This window comes from Chitinophaga jiangningensis (assembly GCF_900142605.1).
Lineage (GTDB): Bacteria > Bacteroidota > Bacteroidia > Chitinophagales > Chitinophagaceae > Chitinophaga > Chitinophaga jiangningensis.
Map to the genome: position 1 here is coordinate 79,115 of NZ_FRBL01000013.1, position 20,204 is coordinate 99,318.

At 46.9% G+C, this 20,204-nt stretch carries 16 protein-coding genes and 4 tRNA genes; 16 read left to right on the forward strand and 4 right to left on the reverse strand.

The window, feature by feature from the left end; translation table 11 throughout:
* The first annotated feature begins 53 nt into the window (after positions 1–53).
* A complete protein-coding gene (locus BUB18_RS27465; RefSeq protein WP_073087349.1) occupies positions 54–1,391 on the forward strand; it encodes an amidohydrolase family protein in 1,338 nt (445 codons plus the stop codon).
* Here BUB18_RS27465 and BUB18_RS27470 read toward each other — a convergent pair.
* The gene (locus tag BUB18_RS27470; protein ID WP_073087351.1) at positions 1,388–2,662 is read right to left on the reverse strand and encodes a retropepsin-like aspartic protease; all 1,275 of its coding nucleotides are present in this window, start codon (positions 2,660–2,662) and stop codon (positions 1,388–1,390) included. The genes BUB18_RS27465 and BUB18_RS27470 overlap by 4 nt on opposite strands.
* 156 nt (positions 2,663–2,818) lie before the next feature.
* Here BUB18_RS27470 and BUB18_RS27475 point away from each other — a divergent pair, with 156 nt between their 5' ends.
* Positions 2,819–3,007 (forward strand): hypothetical protein, encoded by a 189-nt coding sequence (locus BUB18_RS27475; protein ID WP_073087353.1) that lies wholly within the window; start codon positions 2,819–2,821, stop codon positions 3,005–3,007.
* 195 nt (positions 3,008–3,202) lie between these two features.
* On the opposite strand, the gene BUB18_RS27480 is transcribed toward BUB18_RS27475, so the two are convergent.
* Positions 3,203–3,286, reverse strand: a tRNA-Leu gene (locus BUB18_RS27480).
* A gap of 93 nt (positions 3,287–3,379) precedes the next feature.
* Positions 3,380–4,528 carry a sensor histidine kinase gene (locus BUB18_RS27485; protein WP_073087355.1) on the reverse strand — a complete coding sequence of 383 codons (1,149 nt, stop codon included), beginning with the start codon at positions 4,526–4,528 and terminating at the stop codon, positions 3,380–3,382.
* Between the two features lie 120 nt (positions 4,529–4,648).
* Between BUB18_RS27485 and BUB18_RS27490 the strand changes: the two genes are divergently transcribed.
* The 7 genes from BUB18_RS27490 (at position 4,649) to BUB18_RS27520 (ending at position 8,581) form a co-directional block, all read left to right on the forward strand.
* Complete coding sequence (locus BUB18_RS27490) at positions 4,649–5,695, forward strand: glycosyltransferase family 2 protein (RefSeq protein WP_073087357.1); 1,047 nt, start codon at positions 4,649–4,651, stop codon at positions 5,693–5,695.
* A 57-nt stretch (positions 5,696–5,752) separates the two neighbouring features.
* The gene (locus BUB18_RS27495; RefSeq protein ID WP_073087359.1) at positions 5,753–5,953 is read left to right on the forward strand and encodes a hypothetical protein; all 201 of its coding nucleotides are present in this window, start codon (positions 5,753–5,755) and stop codon (positions 5,951–5,953) included.
* Positions 5,954–6,120: 167 nt separating this feature from the next.
* The gene (locus tag BUB18_RS27500; protein WP_073087361.1) at positions 6,121–7,350 is read left to right on the forward strand and encodes a PepSY-associated TM helix domain-containing protein; all 1,230 of its coding nucleotides are present in this window, start codon (positions 6,121–6,123) and stop codon (positions 7,348–7,350) included.
* Positions 7,351–7,566: 216 nt separating this feature from the next.
* Positions 7,567–7,642, forward strand: a tRNA-Gly gene (locus BUB18_RS27505).
* Between the two features lie 48 nt (positions 7,643–7,690).
* Positions 7,691–7,766: transfer RNA gene (locus BUB18_RS27510), tRNA-Gly, on the forward strand.
* Positions 7,767–7,815: 49 nt separating this feature from the next.
* Positions 7,816–7,888 (forward strand) — tRNA-Gly (locus BUB18_RS27515).
* Positions 7,889–8,287: 399 nt separating this feature from the next.
* Positions 8,288–8,581 (forward strand): GNAT family N-acetyltransferase, encoded by a 294-nt coding sequence (locus BUB18_RS27520; protein WP_073087363.1) that lies wholly within the window; start codon positions 8,288–8,290, stop codon positions 8,579–8,581.
* A 140-nt stretch (positions 8,582–8,721) separates the two neighbouring features.
* On the opposite strand, the gene BUB18_RS27525 is transcribed toward BUB18_RS27520, so the two are convergent.
* Positions 8,722–9,219, reverse strand: coding sequence for an OmpH/Skp family outer membrane protein (locus BUB18_RS27525; protein WP_083550914.1), 498 nt, complete (start codon positions 9,217–9,219; stop codon positions 8,722–8,724).
* A gap of 213 nt (positions 9,220–9,432) precedes the next feature.
* Between BUB18_RS27525 and BUB18_RS27530 the strand changes: the two genes are divergently transcribed.
* The 7 genes from BUB18_RS27530 to BUB18_RS27560 all read left to right on the forward strand — a co-directional run bounded on the left by BUB18_RS27530 (position 9,433) and on the right by BUB18_RS27560 (position 20,176).
* Entirely contained in the window at positions 9,433–10,068 is a 636-nt protein-coding gene (locus tag BUB18_RS27530) for an RNA polymerase sigma-70 factor (RefSeq protein ID WP_245805747.1), read from the forward strand.
* Positions 10,065–11,045: a FecR family protein gene (locus tag BUB18_RS27535; protein ID WP_083550916.1), complete on the forward strand. Its 981-nt coding sequence runs from the start codon at positions 10,065–10,067 to the stop codon at positions 11,043–11,045. The genes BUB18_RS27530 and BUB18_RS27535 overlap by 4 nt, the downstream gene beginning before the upstream one ends.
* A 2-nt stretch (positions 11,046–11,047) precedes the next feature.
* A complete protein-coding gene (locus tag BUB18_RS27540) occupies positions 11,048–12,850 on the forward strand; it encodes a hypothetical protein (RefSeq protein WP_083550918.1) in 1,803 nt (600 codons plus the stop codon).
* 75 nt (positions 12,851–12,925) lie between these two features.
* The gene (locus tag BUB18_RS27545) at positions 12,926–13,954 is read left to right on the forward strand and encodes a hypothetical protein (RefSeq protein ID WP_073087367.1); all 1,029 of its coding nucleotides are present in this window, start codon (positions 12,926–12,928) and stop codon (positions 13,952–13,954) included.
* 275 nt (positions 13,955–14,229) lie between these two features.
* Positions 14,230–14,637 carry a hypothetical protein gene (locus tag BUB18_RS27550; RefSeq protein ID WP_143160121.1) on the forward strand — a complete coding sequence of 136 codons (408 nt, stop codon included), beginning with the start codon at positions 14,230–14,232 and terminating at the stop codon, positions 14,635–14,637.
* A 253-nt stretch (positions 14,638–14,890) separates the two neighbouring features.
* A complete protein-coding gene (locus BUB18_RS27555) occupies positions 14,891–17,437 on the forward strand; it encodes a phosphocholine-specific phospholipase C (protein WP_073087370.1) in 2,547 nt (848 codons plus the stop codon).
* A gap of 219 nt (positions 17,438–17,656) precedes the next feature.
* On the forward strand, positions 17,657–20,176 hold the full coding sequence (locus BUB18_RS27560; protein ID WP_143160122.1) for a CBM96 family carbohydrate-binding protein: 2,520 nt from the start codon (positions 17,657–17,659) through the stop codon (positions 20,174–20,176).
* Positions 20,177–20,204 lie beyond the last annotated feature (28 nt).

A 20,204-nucleotide genomic window follows, 5' to 3' on the forward strand; every position in this document is an offset into this window, starting at 1 on the left:
CGTTTCCGGATCATCACATAATTTGGTAACTTAAGTCATCAAAGCTGTTTGTTATGATCCGGAAATTACTGATCCTTTGCATACCCACGCTGTTCCTGCTATCTGCCCTGCCGGCGCCTGCCGCGGAGGACCTGCTGCTGAAAGATGCCAATTTCATAGATGGAAAAAGTGGCACTGCCATTCCGCATACGGATATCCTTATCCGTAACGGTAAAATCGTGAAAACAGGCAAGGGGCTTTCCGCTGCAGGAGCCCGCGTGGTGAACCTCAGCGGTAAAACTGTTATGCCGGCGCTGATATGCGCGCATATGCACATCGGTATGCTCAAAGGCACTACTACCTCAGGTGAAAACTATACCCGCGAAAATATTATTCGTCAGCTGCAACGTTACCAGGACTATGGGGTACTGAATGTACTCTCCCTGGGCACGGACAGGCCTTCATTGTATGAAAATCATTTGTATGATTCCCTGAAAAGTGGCTTGCTGCCAGGGGCGCGACTATTCTCCGCCGCCTATGGTTTTGGTGTGCCTGGCGGAGCGCCGCCGGTGGAAATGGGTATGAATAAAACCTATCGGCCTATGAGTGATGAGAAGGTGGCCAGTGAAATGGATAGCCTGGTAAAATTGCAGCCGGTGGCCATTAAGCTCTGGCTGGATGATTTTGGCGGTTCGTTTAAGAAGATGGACAGCAGCACTTATCAGGCCATCATCCGGGAGGCACATAAACACGGCTGGAAAGTGGCAGCACATGTGTACTATTTGGCGGACGCACGTAAGCTGGTGAGGAGTGGGGTGGATATATTGGCGCACAGTATACGCGACAGCGTGATAGACGATGCGCTGGTGCAGGAAATGAAGCGCCGCGATGTTATTTACATTCCAACCTTATCCCTGGATGAATATGCATACTCCTACGCAGGAACTCCTGCCTGGTTAACCGATCCGTTTTTCCTCCGTGCCGTGGAACCCGGTGTAGTGGCCATGGTGAGCGATGCTGGTTATCAGAACAAAATAAAGAACTCTCCTGCGTACAACCGTAACCGTAACGCGGTGGAAAACGCCGCGAAAAATGTAAAGAAGCTGCATGATGCAGGAGTGGTGATTGCAATGGGTACCGACTCCGGTGCGCAGCCCATACGGGTACAGGGATATTCGGAGCACCTGGAATTGCAACTGCTGGTGCGGGTAGGACTCATGCCTGCGGAAGCCTTGCGGGCGGCAACACTGGGCTCAGCAAAGGTGCTGGGCACCACTAATCAATACGGCACCCTGGAAGCGGGTAAAACAGCAGATCTGGTGGTACTGTCGGCCAACCCGCTTACAGATATTACCAATACGCACCAGATAGAAGCTGTATATAAAGCCGGAACGGCGGTGTATACCCGTTAATCCAGTTTAATAAACATCTGATCGAAATTGATCGTCATTTTCCCGAATTGTTTGATTACATCCTGCCCGATGTTGCCATGGCCGGCCTCGTTGCTGATGTTGTCCTTTAGGAGGGAGATATCGTTTATCGTAACGTTTTTACCGTTAATGGTGAAGGAATGGCTGATTTTAAAGCCGGGTAGTACGGTATGTCCGCCAGCGCCGCCAAGACTCACTTTCGTGAGTTTGTATGCTTTGTCGATACGTGTTTTGTTTTGCCGGTAGAAAGCTGCATAGAGGATGGTATGATCAGCCCCGGTGTCGAAAGTAAAGTTCATATCGTCGATATAAATCAGTGGTGTGAGTCCGTCTATTGCCAGGTTGGAATTGCCTGTCATGGCAGTTTCTTTTAAAGGGATGATCAGGTAGTCATCTATGGTCAGCTGTACTTCTTTTAAAGCTTCTATCACCGGGTAGCCCAGTATTCCATGGATCTGGTAGCTGATTTGTGGAAAAGAGAGTTCCTTATCTTTTAGCACCAGGAAAACAGCATTTTCAATATCTATATTACCCAGTCTGAACTTTTTGCATACTGCCAGGTTTGCCTTTACCGTATTGCCGGTAATAGTAGATACTTCGATGGCCGCAGGGATGATGATCATCTCCATTCGTTTGGCCGTGGATTCCGTGATGGTGGATATATTAGCCCCCGTGTCAAAGATAAATGGCAGGGTATCTTTGCTGGTGGTGATTTGCAGGTTTTTTAGTCCGGCTTTGTCCTTATGCATTTTCAGCTCATTATACCCGTTGATGGTAATTGTTTGTTTGGGTTGATCTTTTAGTGCATTCCAGATTTTCAGGCTGTTTTGCATGTCCTTCATTTCTTCCTGCGTGAGCTGATTTTTGAAATCGGCCAGTACGGTGTTGAGTGTCGTATAGGCTGTAGCGTAGTCGTACTGCTTTATGGCATTGTCTTCCTTAATCCGGAAAAGCTTCAGCCGCAGACTGTCTGGCAGCGCATATTTCCCGGCAATCAGGACATCGATTTTTTTATCGGAAGCAGCTGGTTTGTTGAATGCATTTTGTAAAACTGCATCTGCAAAACAGCGGTATGGGATGGAGAGTTGGGCGGAATCGGTGTTATATATCTCCCGGGCTTTAAAAAAGTTTTTCTCTTTTATGAGCCCATAAATTTTTTGGAATTGGGGAGATGGAGGTTGCGCGTATGTCTGTAAGGCCGCGCCAGGCAACAGGATGACCAAGGCAATGGATGTTATCAGTCTGTGTTTCATTTTAGGTTTTCGTTTTTGAATAAATTCCGGATATGAATTTAAGGAATAGGATGATAGGGAAGTGTTAAGGTGGTAAATAGTGATGCAATTGTTAATCGGAATGGAGGATTACTTGTTATGAAATAATTTTGAATCCACATAAAATTACTTCTTGCTTTGATTACGATTCTGTTCATTGTAGAGCTAACAACAACTGGATATTCAGCGTACGCCAAAGACTTCGATATTTATCCGGTAGGTACAACCGCTAAAAGTATGGAACAGTTAAGGACAAACCTGTTGCATGCCACTAACCTGTATTTGCAGGATCACGGAGAAGGTGCGGTGAAAAAGCCTAACATTTAGATTGTGCCGGGTGATTGTGATTGATGAATGCTATATTAAAAGGTGTTTAGAAGAGTGCAATTGGTTGGTTATCATGGGGGAATGCTACATTGGTAATATGCCTATCTGTAATTTTTTTGCATTTTGCAAAATGCAAAAAAGAAGCATTTTGTATACAACAAAAAAGGGTTGAAACCTTGCGATTTCAACCCTTTGTGCGAAGGAGGAGATTCGAACTCCCAAGCCCTTTCAGGCACTACCACCTCAAAGTAGCGCGTCTACCAATTTCGCCACCTTCGCGTTTTTTTGTGTGGCATCTGTGTGAGATGGGATGCAAAAGTAAGCGCTTTTTTGAAATGAGCAAATTTATTTATTCATTTTTTCAAAAAAGTTTTATTTCCGCAGTATGATTCGAAAGGTGGTACCCTTATTTAGCTCCGAATTTTTTACGCTGAGCCTACCTTTGTGATAGTCTTCAATGATACGTTTGGCAAGGGATAGGCCCAATCCCCAGCCTCTTTTTTTAGTAGAAAAGCCGGGGCGGAAAATTTTATCGAGGTTCATTTTTGAAATGCCTTTTCCGGTGTCGGCAATGTCGACAGTAACCACGGCAGGATGATTTTCTATCGTGATATCGATGTTTCCTTTTCCTTCCATTGAGTCGAGTGCATTCTTCAGCAGGTTCTCTATTACCCAGTCAAACAGCGGCGCAGAGATCATTACCGGCAGTTCGGTTTCTGCAGTGTGTACGCCAATCTGCACCTTTTGCGGGGCACGTCTGCGGATATACGCGGCCATGTCTTCTATCTGCCGGATGATATCTTTTTGCTCCAGCTTAGGTACGCTGCCGATCTTGGAGAAGCGGTCGGTAATGAGTTTGAGGCGGTCTACATCTTTGGTGAGTTCATTCACGAAGGGTACGTTAGCCTCGTTTTCCCGTAGTATTTCCAACCAGGCTTCTATGGACGATAACGGGGTGCCCAGCTGATGGGCCGTTTCTTTGGCAAGCCCCACCCATACCAGGTTTTGAGTGGCGCGGTTGGTGGACGACAGGCCAAAAAGTACGGCGCCGATAAACAGGGCCACCACCAGCAATTGTATGTAGGGATAGTATTTGATCTGTTTCAGAATAAGGGAGTCGCCATAGTAAACGTAGTTGTACACCTTATTTTTCGCATCGATTTCAATAATAAAGGGCGGGTGCTGCCGCTTGAATGATAATAGCTGTTCCTGCAGGAGGGTAGGATTTTGGGAGATTTTGGTGGTATCCAGGTTACGACTGTCCACTATATTTCCGGCAGCATCAGTTTGGATAAGCGGAATGGTGGTATTAGTAGTAACAATTTCAGTGGCCAGGTTCAGGTTGGCGTCCGAGCCGGATTTGAGCAGTTCTCGATAAGCTTCTACCCAGGTGGCTACTTTTTTTCTTTCCTCGTCCTGAATTTTGGCCGACAGGTTACTTACAAACCATATGGTAGCGGCAATAATGGCTACGGCAATGGTTACCAGAATAAATTTCCAGCCGATGAACTGTTTAAACATACTCCTAATTTAAGATATAATCCGCTTCACTGATTCTTAAAACGTTAGCAAATATTAAAATCCTTTGTTGCATATTTGCATCTCTTTTAATCAATTTTTCACGCATAAACGTATTAACAGTTGTCTGTATTGCCATCAGTAGCCGTTGTAATTCTAAACTGGAACGGGAAGAAATTCCTGGAGCAGTTCTTACCGTCTGTATGCAAGTCTACCTACGGTAATCTGCAGCTGATTATGGCCGATAATGCGTCTACGGACGACAGCGTGGCATACGTGGAACAGCATTATCCCCAGGTGCGTGTGATCCGCAACCCCGGTAACAACGGTTTTGCCGGCGGGTATAATGAAGCCCTGCAACACGTGGAGGCTGACATTTATGTGCTGCTAAACCAGGATGTGGAAGTGGAAGCCGGCTGGATTGAGCCAGTGGTGGCGATGATGCAGCAGGATCCGAAGATCGCTGCCTGTCAGCCTAAACTTCGCTCCTGGCACAACCGGGACGAATTTGAATACGCAGGTGCTGCCGGCGGCTGGATGGATATCCTCGGATATACATTTTGCCGGGGCAGGATATTATACACTACCGAGAAAGACCTGGGACAATACGATGATCCGCAGGATATTTTCTGGGCTACCGGGGCGGCATTATTTATCAGGTCCCATTGCTTTCATGAGGCAGGTGGCTTTGATGCTGACTTCTTTGCCCACATGGAAGAGGTGGATCTCTGCTGGCGACTGAAGCGACTGGGCTACCGGATCTGTTATTGTCCACAATCGGTAGTTTATCATGTGGGGGGCGGTAGCCTGCCACAGGGGAATCCCCGCAAGCTGTACCTTAACTTCCGGAATAACCTCATGATGCTGTGGAAAAACCTTCATAGCGAAGACCGCTGGATCGTATTATCCCAGCGTTTTTTCCTGGACATCCTGGCGGCAATGAAGAGTTTGGCAGCTGGCAAGCCGAAGGATATGAAAGCCATTTTCAAGGCTTACATCGATTATCGCCGGTGGCGACGGAATTATAAGCATGATTCCAGGCTGCCTGATGTGAAGTTGATGACCCTGAGTGGCGTGTTTCACGGGATTATGATATGGAGATATTACTTCCTCCAGCATAAGAAATTCTCGGAGCTGAAACATGAAAAAGCCCGGAAAACTGTTTTTTAAATTTTACTTTGATTATTTGTCTGGTTAATGTAAGTTTGCATCGGAAATAAACTGAATATGGAACACAATACAGTAGAAAATAAGAACGATATCACCGTAGATAAGGTATCTACCAGCCGATTCATCTTTTACGTGCAATTGTTTTGTTTGATGGCATTTATGCTGGGTGGTTGCTACAATCTCTACAAACACAAGTATAAAGGCAAGCCTGAAGTAGCTGTTCCAGAAAGTACACTGTACAATCCAAAGTATAAATAAGCGATCAGCTTCAACATAATTATCTCCTGAGCCTTCCGGATTCCCCGGAAGGTTTTTTATTTTCCGTATGGCGTAAATGGAATTCCCGATCCGATTAAGCGAAGATTTCAAAAAGTCTGAATTTTGTATTGTTGGCTGTTACGTAGCGGCCTGCATGGTTAAATCTTATGTTCAGAAGGAAGGGAAAAAAACAGGACAAGCGCGGAAAATCGCGTTTCCGCAAGATGGTTGACTGGCTGCATTTGTGGCTGGGCCTGGCTTCAGGCATTATCATCGTCATTATCTGCATTACGGGGTGCCTTTATGTATTCCAGAAGGAAATCAATGAAATGGTGTATCGCAGGCAGATATTTGTGACGCCTGCTCAAACGGCCACCCTGCCGGTTTCCCAGCTCAGGGCTACCGCTCAGGCCCATCTCGGGGCCGATAAGCCTGTCAATTATATTATTACCTACGCCGCAGCCGACAAAGCCTGGGAGTTCATGGCTTACAAATACAATCCTGCCGGCAATACCTATTTTGATATCTGCGAATATTCCGAAACTGCGTACGTAAACCCTTATACCGGGGCGGTTACAGGTGTGGTGGACTACAAGCATAACTTTTTCAATATCGTTAAGTTCATGCACTGGAACCTGCTGCTCAACGATAGGATCGGACAGCCGATCATAGGATGGTCTACTTTCATCTTCGTAATACTGCTGATTACCGGGTTAATCATGTGGTGGCCTAAAAAATGGACGAAAGCTACGCGGGAGCAAAGCTTTAAGATCAAGTGGAAAGCCAGCTGGAAACGAGTGAACTACGATTTGCACAATGTTTTGGGATTTTATGCCATGGTAATCGCCCTGGTACTGGCTCTTACCGGTATGGTATGGTCGTTTACCTGGTTCCAGGCCACGGTGTATGTAGTGGCTGCACGCACCACCCAGGCACCGGACAGGGATGATAAAGCGTCGGCGGTGGTTACCCAGGGTGTAAATCAGCTGCAGGTGCTGGATGAGTCGATTAATGAGGCCCGCCGCATATTACCTGATATGAAACGTCTTACCATCAGAACGGCCGCAACGCCTACAGGTGTAAATACTATTACAGGCTATCACCGCGCAGAAACCTATTACGCACCTGATGCCCTGCAATTTGATCAGTACACCGGCAAACTGCTGCAAAGGCGCAATGACAAACATAAGAACGCAGGCGAGCGTTTGATAGAAATGAACTACGATATTCACGTGGGCGCCATCGCCGGTATCTGGGGAAAAATAATCGCTTTTATTGTGAGTCTGATCTGTGGATCACTGCCAGTGACGGGCTTTTACGTATGGTGGAATAAGAAAAGGAAAACGAAGAAGAAGATCATTTTGACTAATCATGCAGCTGAAATTACATCTTTGTAAATAAAAATAAATAAAAAAATTTATAGGCTGAAACGCTTTGCTGTAAGTGGTTTCAGCCTTTTTTACAGCAATGGTTTTGCAAAAAAATATTAAAAAAGTTGAAAAGAAATTTTGTGATTTAACTTCGTTTCCTATCTTTGCAATCCCAACGAAAAAAGGACACTACCTGAAACAGTAACAACAGGTTACGATTGTTGGAAAGATCTTAACAGTAATGCGGAAGTAGCTCATTTGGTAGAGCACGACCTTGCCAAGGTCGGGGTGGCCGGTTCGAGCCCGGTCTTCCGCTCCAGTCAGTATTTGTCTAAAGGGCAGATACATAAAAATTGAAACATTCCCTGCGGAAGTAGCTCATTTGGTAGAGCACGACCTTGCCAAGGTCGGGGTGGCCGGTTCGAGCCCGGTCTTCCGCTCCAGTGCTGTATCTGTCTAAAGGGCAGGTATGTAAAAATTGAAACATTCCCTGCGGAAGTAGCTCATTTGGTAGAGCACGACCTTGCCAAGGTCGGGGTGGCCGGTTCGAGCCCGGTCTTCCGCTCAAAGCCTGATCAGGATTACTGGTCAGGCTTTTTTTATGCGCGCCCTTTTTGCAAAGGTGCATAAGTACCAGGATCTAATGTTTGTTCTAAGATGTTTATCCGACTGAGGAGAGGCCTTCGGCCTCTCCTCAGTCGTTTTCCGGTCCACCTTCGGTGGACCGGAAAACGACCTTAACTAACAAAAAAACATCTATAGTGCTTATACAATCTTAGCCTCTTTTTGAGAAAACCACCGTTTTTGCTGGAAATTCCGTATCTTTGCACCTGGAAATAAGCCAGGGTATGTCCATACCAGCTAACCAATCTTCAACTATCTTATTTATCTACCTCCTTTTTTTGGACAATACTTTCCCTTATTTACCTGAACAGGTAACAAGTATGATTTAACTAAATTTATCATGAAGGATTTTAAGATTATCGACAACAAGGAAGCCAGACAATTTGAGGCGCACATCAGCGGTCAACTGGCGAAAGTGATTTATGAAAGAAACGGTAGCCGTATTTTCCTTACCGGCGCGGAAGTGCCACCAACACTGGAAAAACAGGGCGTAACGGCAATGCTGTTAGGAAAGGTAATGGAAGAAATCCAGGCGCAGAACGTTAGAATGGTGCCTACCAGTAAAAAGGTAGCAGAATATGTACGTAGTAACCCTCGTTGGAAGTCATTACTGGCTCACGGTTTACACATCTAGTAAATAGCGGAAGGCTATCAACTATTGGCAGTTAGGGAGATGTTTTGAAGTTTAATAGAATGGCGTAAGGAGAGCAAAACATCATCTCTAATAGCTAATAGCCAATAGCCTGGCTTCATTGGCAGAAAATCCCCACCACACTACTTAATTCCCAACTTCGCTTTGGCAAGCGGCAACAGATCATCTGCTTCGTTGGCCACTACAACCGCGTCTCTGGAGTTATCAAGCACCAGCGCATACCCCTTTTCCTTCAGGAGCGCTTTTAAAACATCTTTCGCTTTGGCAACAATAGGCGTCAACAGCTCCTGTTCACGTATCGCCACCTTCTCTTCCATCTTATATTTATATTCCTGGATATTTGCTTGTTGCTGCTTTAAGGCAGTTACCCTGATTTCTTTCTGTGGATCAGTCATTGTTTTAGCCAAGCTGTCAAACTCCACCAGGCTCTTCGTGTACTCAGCTACCATCACTTGTCCGTCAGCATTGAGCTGATCAGCATACTTCTGTAAGGAATCACCGGCTTTCTTTGACTCAGGCATCGCAGCTACCAGCTGCTGAAAATTGATATAGGCAGTTTTTTGTGCGGACGCTCCAATAGTAATCAGGCAGAGCGTCATTAAGGAATAGAGATACTTCATTTCGGTCGATTAATTAATAATTTCCACCAAAATAATCCGCCTTTTGTGAAAGTTTTACTAATGCTTCCATAAGGTATTGTTAAATTGAAGAGTTAGCTGGTAAAATTTGTTTTAGGGAGATGTTAATGCCTTGATTATCAATTGTAAAAATAATTTTTTATATAGACGTAGGGGTAGGGATTCCATAAGGTGTCATTATTTAAAACATCCAACTTGACAGAAGGAATTATATTTGACCTTAGTTTCCAAACCCTCAACATGGAGTTGAAAGATACCGGCGCTGCCACTGCACTGGAAAAGGATGGTTCATTAACCTTTGAGCAGATATTTAAATCCCATTATAAAGGGCTGCACGCCTATGCCTATACTATTCTGAAAGATGATATCATGGCAGAGGAAATGGTGCAGAACGTATTCTGCAAGCTCTGGGAGAAGTCCGGTGAAATAAAGATCAAAGAATCGGTATCAGGTTACCTCTACCGGGCCGTGTACCATGAAAGCATCAACTACCTGCGGCACGAAAAAGTAAAAGCCAACCATGTAGCTCATGCCCGCTACCAGCACTCCTCGCCACCCAACACCAACCCGGCATCAGGCAAAGTACAGCTGCGGGAACTACAGGAAAAATTGCAGGCGGCCCTCCTGGAACTGCCGGAAAAATGCCGGACCATATTTCAGATGAGCCGCTTCGATGAGCTGAAATACCAGGAAATAGCCGATAAACTCAATATTTCTGTCAAAACGGTGGAGAACCAGATGGGCAAAGCCTTGCGTATACTCCGGCACAACCTGGTGGATTTCCTGCCCCTGTTATTATTATTACTTAACACCGTAATGAGCAACCTGTGAATAATTTCAACGAACATATAAACGATGATATCCTGGTAAAATTCATGCTGGGCCAGGCTTCCGCTGAGGAACAGCTGGCCGTGGGTCAATGGATGGCTGCCAGCTCCGATAACGAAAAGTATTTCCAGCACTTCAAATTAATCTGGGAACAGAGCCACACGCTCGCCAGCCCGGTGGCCACCGATGAAAATGAAGCCTGGACCCGATTTCAACAACGAGTTAATCGCCCGGAAACGCCCGTCGTGGAATTAACCGCCACCCGCAAGCCCTGGCTGCGAATAGCCGCTGCCGTTGCTGTAATTGTAGTGGCCGGCACCATTGCCTTTTTGATGATGAACAAACCAGCTGCACATCAGCTGGAGCTCGTAGCTGCCAACAGCCCGGTAACAGATACCCTGCCGGATGGTAGCATCATCACCCTCAACAAAAACTCGCGTATCCAATATGCCAGTAACTTTGAAACCAACAGAAATATCACCCTGGAAGGAGAAGCCTTTTTCAATGTGGCTACCGATCCATCCCACCCGTTTGTACTCAAAACAGGTGAGGTACAGGTGCGCGTGCTCGGTACCTCCTTTAATGTGAAAAGCGATCAGCAACAAGTAGAGGTAATCGTAGAAACAGGCGCAGTAGAAGTAAATAAAAAAGCGGAAACCGTGCAGCTGAAGCAAAACGAAAAAGCAGTATTGACCAAAAATTCATCCGCTATCGTAAAAGCTTCCAATAAAGACGAACTGTATAATTACTATCGTACCCAAACCTTCGTATGCAATGATACACCGCTCTGGCAGCTGGCTGAAATTTTCAGCAATGCCTATGGGGTGAAAATAGAGATAACCAATACGGCTATACGCAATGAGGAAATCACCAGCGTGTTTGTATATAGCAACCTTGAGGAAAACCTGGATTTGTTGCAGGAAACCTACCACGGAAAAATAACAGTAGAAAAAAAAGGTGACACCTATATCCTGAAATAATTATGCCATCAAAATTTTACACCTATATACTTTCACTGTTTTTGTTGTTGCCGGCACCAACGCTCTTTGCGCAGCAGTTAAACAAAGTGATGGATTTACATCTCACTAAAAAACCTTTGGCAGAAGTACTCAAAACGATCGGTAAAAAAGGAAATTTTACCTTCTCGTATATGAGCAATGCCGTTCCGGAAGACAGTATTGTTTCCATCGATGTCGAAAGGAAAACAGTGCGGCAACTGCTGGACATCCTGCTGGGGGAAGGTAATTATCAATATAAAGAATATGGCAACTACCTGATCCTGCAATACAAACCACCCGGTGCTTTCTTTTATGTGACCGGGGTGGTCACGGATAAACAAACAGGTCAGCGGGTGTCGAACGCCAGTGTATATGAGCGACACCAACTGATCTCCACGATAACAAACAACGATGGTTTTTACAGGCTGCGGTTAAGGGATAAATATCCCGCCGCAGCCATCAGCGTTAGTAAGGACCTGTATAATGATACCTCCTTAATGCTGCTGGCAGCGCAGGACCAGGAGATCAATGTAACGATTTCACCTTCTACCCGCACCCTTCCAACAATTGAAGTAACAGGCTATTCCACGGTGGAGAAAACCTGGTTTGGCCGGCTCCTCCTGTCATCCCGCGAAAAGGCACAGAGTATGAACATCCGCCAGTTTTTTGCAGATAAACCTTACCAGGTGTCGCTGGCTCCTTCGTTCGGCACCCACGGCCGTATGAGTGGTCAGGTTGTCAATAAGTTTTCCCTGAATGTACTTGGTGGCTACACCGCCGGGGTCGACGGAGTAGAGATTGCAGGCGGATTTAACATCGTAAAAAAAGATGTGGATAACGTGCAGGTGGCGGGCGTACTCAACATCACCGGTGGAAAAGTACATGGGGTGCAGGTGGCAGGCCTGCATAATAATGTGCTGGATTCCGTTACCGGTGTGCAGGTTGCCGGTGTTTCCAACATGGCCAACGGCCCTATGCATGGGGTCCAACTTACCGGTGCAGTCGGACATGTACACCAGAGCGTGAACGGCGTGCAGGTGGCCGGCATTTCAGCCAGCGCCGGCGGAAAGGTAGAAGGACTACAGCTTTCCGGTGCCTTCAACAGGGCAGGTGATTCGCTGCACGGGGCGCAGATAGCAGGTATTTTCAATACCGGGAAAGAAATACAGGGTGCACAAATTGCCGGCGCAGTCAACATAACAAAAGGAACCGTAAAAGGCGCGCAGATTGCAGCACTGTTTAACAAAGCACATCAGGTGGAAGGGGTGCAGATAGGACTGATAAATATTGCAGACAGCACCACCGGTTATTCCATAGGCCTGATCAATATTGTAAAACACGGTTACCATAAACTGTCGATGTTCAGCACTGACATGCTGCCGGCGAATGTGGCATGGAAGAGCGGCAGCCGGCAACTGTACAGCATACTCACCGCAGGGATGAATTTCGAAGATAAAGCTTCCTTCCTGGTAGGCTATGGTGTGGGGCGTGAGATGGTACTTCGTCCGAAGCTGAGTGTTATCACTGAGTTCATGATATCCACCTTTCATATGGGAGAGGAAAATGAAAACTCACAGTTGTATCGGCTCACGGGAAGCCTGATGTATAAGCCTTTTAAAGGGTTTGCCATTTTCGGAGGCCCTGTATTTACCATGCATTTCAGGGATGAAAATATAGAAGGGAAGCCATACATAGGACCGCGTCCGGGCGCTGACTATCCGGGATTCAACATTGGAAACACGGGCCGCGGATGGCTGGGCTGGCAGTTGGGGATTACCATCTTCTAAAATAATTACTACAGATAATAGGGGTATGTTTTCATATGCGTGTCGTTATTAGGAATTCACTTAATAATAAACGATATGAAAACATTTTTTTTGACGTTGGGGATGATATGTGTGATGGTTGTAACCTATGCCCAGACTAGCTATTATGCACCTGCACATGTAGGTATTGTATATCCGTTGAGTACGAATGGTACCAACGCTGCCAAATATACGAACAGGTTTTCTTTGCATGCGATTGCCGGTTTATCATATGGAGAAACAGGTGTTATTGTTTCAGGTTTTTCCAGTGTTATCAAAGATGAAGCACACGGTGTACAGATCGCAGGATTTTCCAACCACATCGGACATACGAACAAGGCCGTTACACTGGCAGGTTTCACGAATATTATCCATCAACGGGCTGATGGAATTACGATAGCCGGCTTCGGTAATTTTGTGAAGCAGCAAATGAACGGTATCCAGCTGGCTGGTTTTGTAAATACAGCTGGAAACGTAAACGGGCTGCAGATAGCAGGTTTTGCCAATAAGGCGGCCGATACAAAATTACAGATAGCCGGTTTTATCAATATCGCCAAAAAGGTGAAAGGTGTGCAGCTGGCGGGTTTTATCAATATTGCAGATAGCAGTGATTACCCCATCGGTATCGTAAATATTATTCGCAATGGGGAAAAACAGGTATCATTGTCGATCGATGAATCGGCTACCACCATTGCTGCTTTCAAATCCGGCGGCCGCTCTCTGTATGGCATTTTGGGTGTGGGCTATAATTTTAAGAGCGAACAAAATCTTTATGCACTGCAGGCCGGTATCGGCTGGCACCTGCCGCTGCTAAACCGCCTCAGGCTGAATGTAGAAGGCACGGAAACGATTCTGTGCGATTTTAAAAAAGGTGTTTACAGCAAATGGACTTCAGGCGGATATCTTGCCTACCGTTTTGGTTCAAGGTTTGAAGTGTTCGCCGGCCCTAATATCAATTTTGTACACATCAAAGATGGAGCCGGTGCGGATCTGATCAGCAACTACATCTGGTCCAAAAGCCGTAGTAACAACACGTTCGACGGCATCTTTGCAGGGGTGCAGGGCGGCGTGCAAGTGAGAATATAGATGAACGGGGGGGGCGGAAGGACATAATTTCTTAGCGGAGATGATCATTTTCTTTGTTATCTTTAATAAGTAGGTTTACAACCTTATGTCCTTCCTGATTGTTGTGCTGATAACAGTCGATTTACCCTGATACCTTTGTTATGCTGTTAGTGAGGAGTGCTCAGAATCCGTGGCTTATCCGTTTGTATTGGCTCACCCCGGTTTATGGCATCGTATTTGGTATGGAAACAGCAGAACAGATTATCATTCATTCATCTACATTCAATCTATATTATATGAAAAAATGGTTATACCCTTTGCTGATGCTGGTAGTTGTACTATTTACTGCATCGAGTTGTACCAAAACCTACAACGAAGTGATACCCAGCACCACTATTCTGGCTGATGTTGCGGCTAATCAATGGAAGACGGATGATGGAGGTAAAACTTATTATTTCCTCGTAACAACGCCGGAATTAACACAAAATACCGCACAATCTGATGGGGTAGTTGTGGCGATGGACAGAGGAAACGGCGTATTTGAGGCACTGCCCGAAGTATACCAGAATACCAGCTTCACCTTCCTGTACGAACCCGGAACTGTATCCATAGAAGCAGCAGGTGTAAATGGTGCCCCCGTTACCTTACCGTCAGGTACCATCAGGATCAAAATCACCATCATACCGGCAAACGCTACGAATTAACAGCTATACAATATAAAATTAGGAGCCTGTTGCATCTGCAGCAGGCTTTTTTATTCGGGTTGGAGGAAGGCCAGTGGCCTCCCTCCAACCCGACTTCCGCTTTGCCGAAGGCAAAGCGGAAATCGGGTTAAAAAACAACCGCTTATGTAATTAACCCAGACTTAATTGCCCACTCTCCAATAATTTCCTATTTTCAAGCCCATTGCGGGATGCCTTGTTAGAGGCTGCTGCAGTGAACATGAAAAATCAGAAAATGGATACAAGAAGAGATTTTATCAGGAAAGCGGCCCTGCTTTCCGGTGCTGCCGGTGTATGGAGCGCCGTACCCGGTTCTATTCAGCGTGCAATGGCCATTAATCCCCAGCCTGGCACTACCTACCTGGATGCAGCGCATGTAGTGATCCTCATGCAGGAAAACCGCTCCTTTGACCACTGCTATGGTTCCCTGAAAGGGGTGCGCGGTTTCAATGATCCACGTGCCATCACCCTCGCAAACAAAAATAAAGTCTGGCTGCAAACCAATCATGCCGGCGAAACATTTGCGCCTTTCCGTTTAAACATCAAAGATACCAAGGCCACGTGGATGAGTAGTCTGCCACATTCGTGGTCCAACCAGGTAGACGCCCGCAACAACGGCCGCTACGATAAATGGCTGCTGGTAAAAGCCAGCGGTAACAAGGAATGGGCGCCTATGCCGCTCACCATGGGCTATTACGACAGAACAGATATTCCTTTTTATTACGCCCTGGCAGATGCCTTTACCGTTTGTGATCAGAACTTTTGCTCTTCCCTGACGGGTACCACACCTAACCGCTTGTATTTGTGGACAGGCACACTGCGCAGCGAGCAGCATGCCGATTCCCAGGCCAACGTATGGAATGAGGATGTGGATTACGGCGCGGAAGCACACTGGACCTCCTTCCCGGAGCGCATGCAGGATGCTGGCGTGAACTGGCGTATTTACCAGAACGAGATCAGCGCCGCACAGCTGGAAGGCGAAAAAGACGGGATGCTGGCCAACTTCACGGATAACCCGATCGAATGGTTTGCGGCTTATAATGTGCGCTACTCTACCGGCTATATGAAATACCTGGAGCGTAGCCAGCAACAACTCCCAGGATTTATTGCGGAGAAAAAAAAGCAGCTGGCAGGCCTTACTGCCGGCACGCCTGAACATACCAAACTGAGCAAAGCCGTTGCCAGGGCAGAGCAGGAGCTGGAGCGCGTGCAAAAAGATGCCGTGAAATATACACCTGAAAATTTCGCTAAACTCAGCAAAAGAGAACAGGAACTGCATAACCGTGCATTTACTACCAATAGCAAAGATCCTGACTACCATGAACTGGAAACCCTCGAATATAAAGATGGTGACCAGGTAAGAAAAGTAACGGTGCCTAAAGGTGATATCCTGCATCAGTTCCGCGAGGATGTAAACACCGGTAAGCTCCCCACCGTATCCTATCTGGTGGCTCCGGGCGAATTCTCTGACCATCCGGGTGCACCGTGGTATGGTGCCTGGTACGTATCGGAGGTGCTGGATATTCTCACTAAAAAGGAAGAGGTATGGAAGAAAACCATTTTCATTTTATGCTATGATGAAAATGATGGTTACTTCGATCACGTGCCGCCATTTACAGCTCCGTTTAAACCCGGTACCGGTAAGGTTTCTGAAGGTATAGACACCGCAATTGAATATGTTACGCTGGAAGAAGAAAAGAAAAAATCGCATGTAGGTAAAAACTCCCTGCGCGAAAGCCCGATAGGGCTCGGATACCGGGTGCCGCTGGTGATCGCCTCACCATGGAGCAGGGGAGGTTTTGTGAATTCAGAAGTATGCGACCATACTTCCATATTGCAGTTCCTGGAAAACTTCCTGCAACATAAAACGGGCAAGGCTATACGGGAAACGAATATTACCGCTTACCGCCGTGCAGTGTGTGGCGACCTGTCCAGCGTTTTCAGACCTTACAATGGTGAAAAAGTTGAGCTCCCGTTTGAAGAAAGAAACGAGGTAGTTGAAAGTATTTACAATGCGAAATTCAAGAAACTGCCGGACAACTTTAAGGCCTTAACGCCGGAAGAAATAGCAGTAGTGAATAATAACCCTGAAAAATCCAGCTGGATGCCGCAGCAGGAAAAAGGTACCAAACCTTCTTCCGCATTGCCGTATCAGCTTTATACGCATGGTAAACTGAGCGCTGATAAGCGTGCTTTTGAAATCAGCTTCAACGCTGCCAAAGAGGTGTTTGGTGCGAAAGCTGCCGGTGCGCCATTTAACGTATATGCCCCGGGAAATTATATCCAGCAGGATACCAACCAGCTGGGCCCACTACGGGCATGGTCCTACGCTGTAAAAGCCGGCGATACCATCCGGGATACGTGGCCGCTGCAGGAATTTGAAAACAGTGATTATCATTTGACTGTATACGGTGCTAATGGCTACTTCCGGGAGTTTAAAGGCAATGCCAATGATCCCGCTGTATCCATTGCCTGCGATTACCAGCGTAGTAAAACCAGTCGGAGTAAACTAACCGGAAACCTGGCTATTGATATCGAAAACCAGGGCAGCACGCCACTGACAATCATCGCCCATGATATGTCGTACGGCAAAGGGGAAACTAAAATTACGGTGGCTGCAAAAGGGAAGTCGGTGCTGATGATTGACCTGGCAAAAAGCCATCAGTGGTATGATGTACGTATAACCGTAGCTGGTAGTGCGCAGTATGAACAGCGCTTTGCAGGGCGTGTGGAAACAGGGAAGGAAGGTATTACTGATCCGTTGATGGGGAGAGTGTTATAAATGGCTTTATCAGAAGGGCCTTCGGCCCTTCTGATAAAGGGTGGGCCGGCCCGGCCCGGCCCACCCTTTTTTGTCACAGGTGTATGCTGAAGCATTCCAGCGAATTCCCTCAAAAAAAATCATTGCTTCAAAAAATATTATATATTTATAGGATAGCCCCTTTTATCTATTGTAACGATCATCGCAAAAGTTTTTGATTATTAACCAAAAAACTGAACAATGAGCAAATTGTTTACACTTTTGCGTGCGGTCACACTATGTTTGCCCGTTCTTTTCTCTGCCCGTATATCCTGGGCCCAATCAGGAACTAAAGTAATCACGGCGTCTGAAGACACCTATGTAAACAGCAACACCGCTGATGATGCGCGAAATGCCAACTATGGCAGTTCCACGCAGTTGCGTTTCCGTTATTCCCAGTCCAGCAACAGTTCAGTCTACAACCTGATAACCTACCTGAAATTCAATCTTTCAGGGCTGGGCCTTCCGGCAGGTACGGTGATTGATTCCGCCTTTTTGCAGGGCTCCGTGTATTATTCGCAGTCGGGCAGCGGGCACATGTGGCACGTGCTCCCGGTAGCTTCCAACAGCTGGACGGAAACCACCGTTACCTGGAACAACAAGCCAGGCATAGGGCCGGATACACTGAGCGTAGTGCCTAAGCCGGCTACTGCTATGACGGATTCCACCCCTTACCGCGCCACCTGGAAAGGCTTACAAAGCAGGGTGCAGTCGGCCCTTTCGGGAGATTCTTTGGTTTCTTTTGCGGTATATACGCGGCTGAATTCCGGCGCCAATACCTCCATGTATTCGCGGGAATGGACCAACCCCATGCAGCGCCCGCAACTGACCATCTATTACCATACCGACGGCCCCACCACACCACCGCAGCGGCAGGTGGAAACCAGGAAGCATAACCTGAACATCATTTACTTCCTGCCTACCGATGTGGATACGGTAGCCAACTACCGCCAACGCCTAAACGGCATAATGTTGCAGGCACAGGATTTTTACCGCAAGTGGATGAACTATTACGGCTATACGAATGAAACGTTTGGTATGCGCAAAGACTCCGACGGCCTGGTGAAAATCAGCATCCTCCGGGGATTGTACGATAAAACACAGTACCCTTACGACGGCGGTGGTTCCAAAATTATTCCGGAAGTAAACGCTTATTTCGCTGCCAACCCAGGGGAAAAAAACAGTACGCATACACTGGTAATCCTTCCTCAGTCGGGCTATAATCCGTTTTACGGGTTAGGTAATGGCTGGTGCTTTGCCCTCGACAACCCTGACATCGACACCAATTATTTCGCTACCGGCGGTACCTCTGCTTATATAGGTGGCCTGGTGCATGAGCTGGGGCATGGATTAAACCTGCCGCACGACAAGGAACGCGTTTCAGAAAAGGCCGACCCGGCAAAGGGCACTGCCCTGATGGGCAGTGGCAACAGTACCTACGGCCGCGCTGCTACCTTCCTCACGGCGGGAGAATGCGCCGTACTGCATACCTGCGAAGTGTTCAGAACCGAGGATACCATCAGCGATCTCTATGGCGGCGGAACCGCCTCGTTTATAAATTTCCACTCGAATTACAGTAACGGAAATATCAACCTGTCAGGGAAATTTACGGCCACTAAAACAGTGAGTAATATTGTCATTTACAATGACCAGGACGACGATGGCGCCAATTACGATCAGCTGGCCTGGGTGGCAAATAAAGTGGGTAGCGACAGCTTTAATGTAGCCATGCCGGTAGCAGAATTCTGGAAGAAATACAGCACGTACACGCTGCGCATCAAATTTGTGTTTACCAACGGATCATCGAAGGAACTGGTGTTCCCTTACCGGTTTGAAAACAATATCCCGGTGATCGACATCAACTTCGGCCCGTCCACCAGGCCGGCGGGTATTACGCCGGTAGCGGATACGTATATCCGTAACGGTGGTAGTGCTACTACTAATTTCGGGAATGACTCATCGCTGGCAATTAAGCCGGATCCTAACAGCGGTTATAAAAGGGAGACTTTCCTGAAATTCCGCCTGAGTGACTATGCGGGCAATTTAGCCAATGTAGATACGGTGAGATTACATTTAAAAGTAAGGAGCGTAAACACGAATGGAGGGAAAACCAGCCTGGTAGTAAAGTGGGCAGCAAAAGGTAACTGGGATAATTCAGATGCCAACAGCCTGACCTGGAATAAGTGGGTAGCCGATTCGGCCCACCTGGATTCGCTCAATGCCGGATTCTATTATGGCGGTAACTGGATGACCTGGAACCTCACCAAAGATAGTTTGCTGAGCCGTATTCATCAGGGCGATTCTGTACTGGTGTTTCATATTTATGGTAACCTTACCAATGCAGATGCCAGTACTTCTGATATCACGTTTTACGCCAATGAATCGGCGTTGCCGGGTGACAGGCCATCGTTATCACTGATCGAAGGCTTGCAGTCGCTCAGCAATAACGCAGTGATGAGGGCACCGCTGTATACAAACGAAACCAGATCTGTTGCGGCACTGGAAGTATTTCCAAATCCTGCGGCCAGTACGGTATATGTAAAATCGGCCATGGATGGCAATGTTGTAATTACTAACAGCAACGGGCATACGATAAAGAAAGTGAGAGTGGTAAAGGGGAGTAATAACAGTGTAACGGTTGCAGGCCTTCCGGCCGGGACTTACTACATGCGTCCGGAAGCAGGTAATTATGGTGCCGTGAAATTTATTGTTACGTTGTAGAGACGGGCTGCGCCCGTCTCCTCGAGTT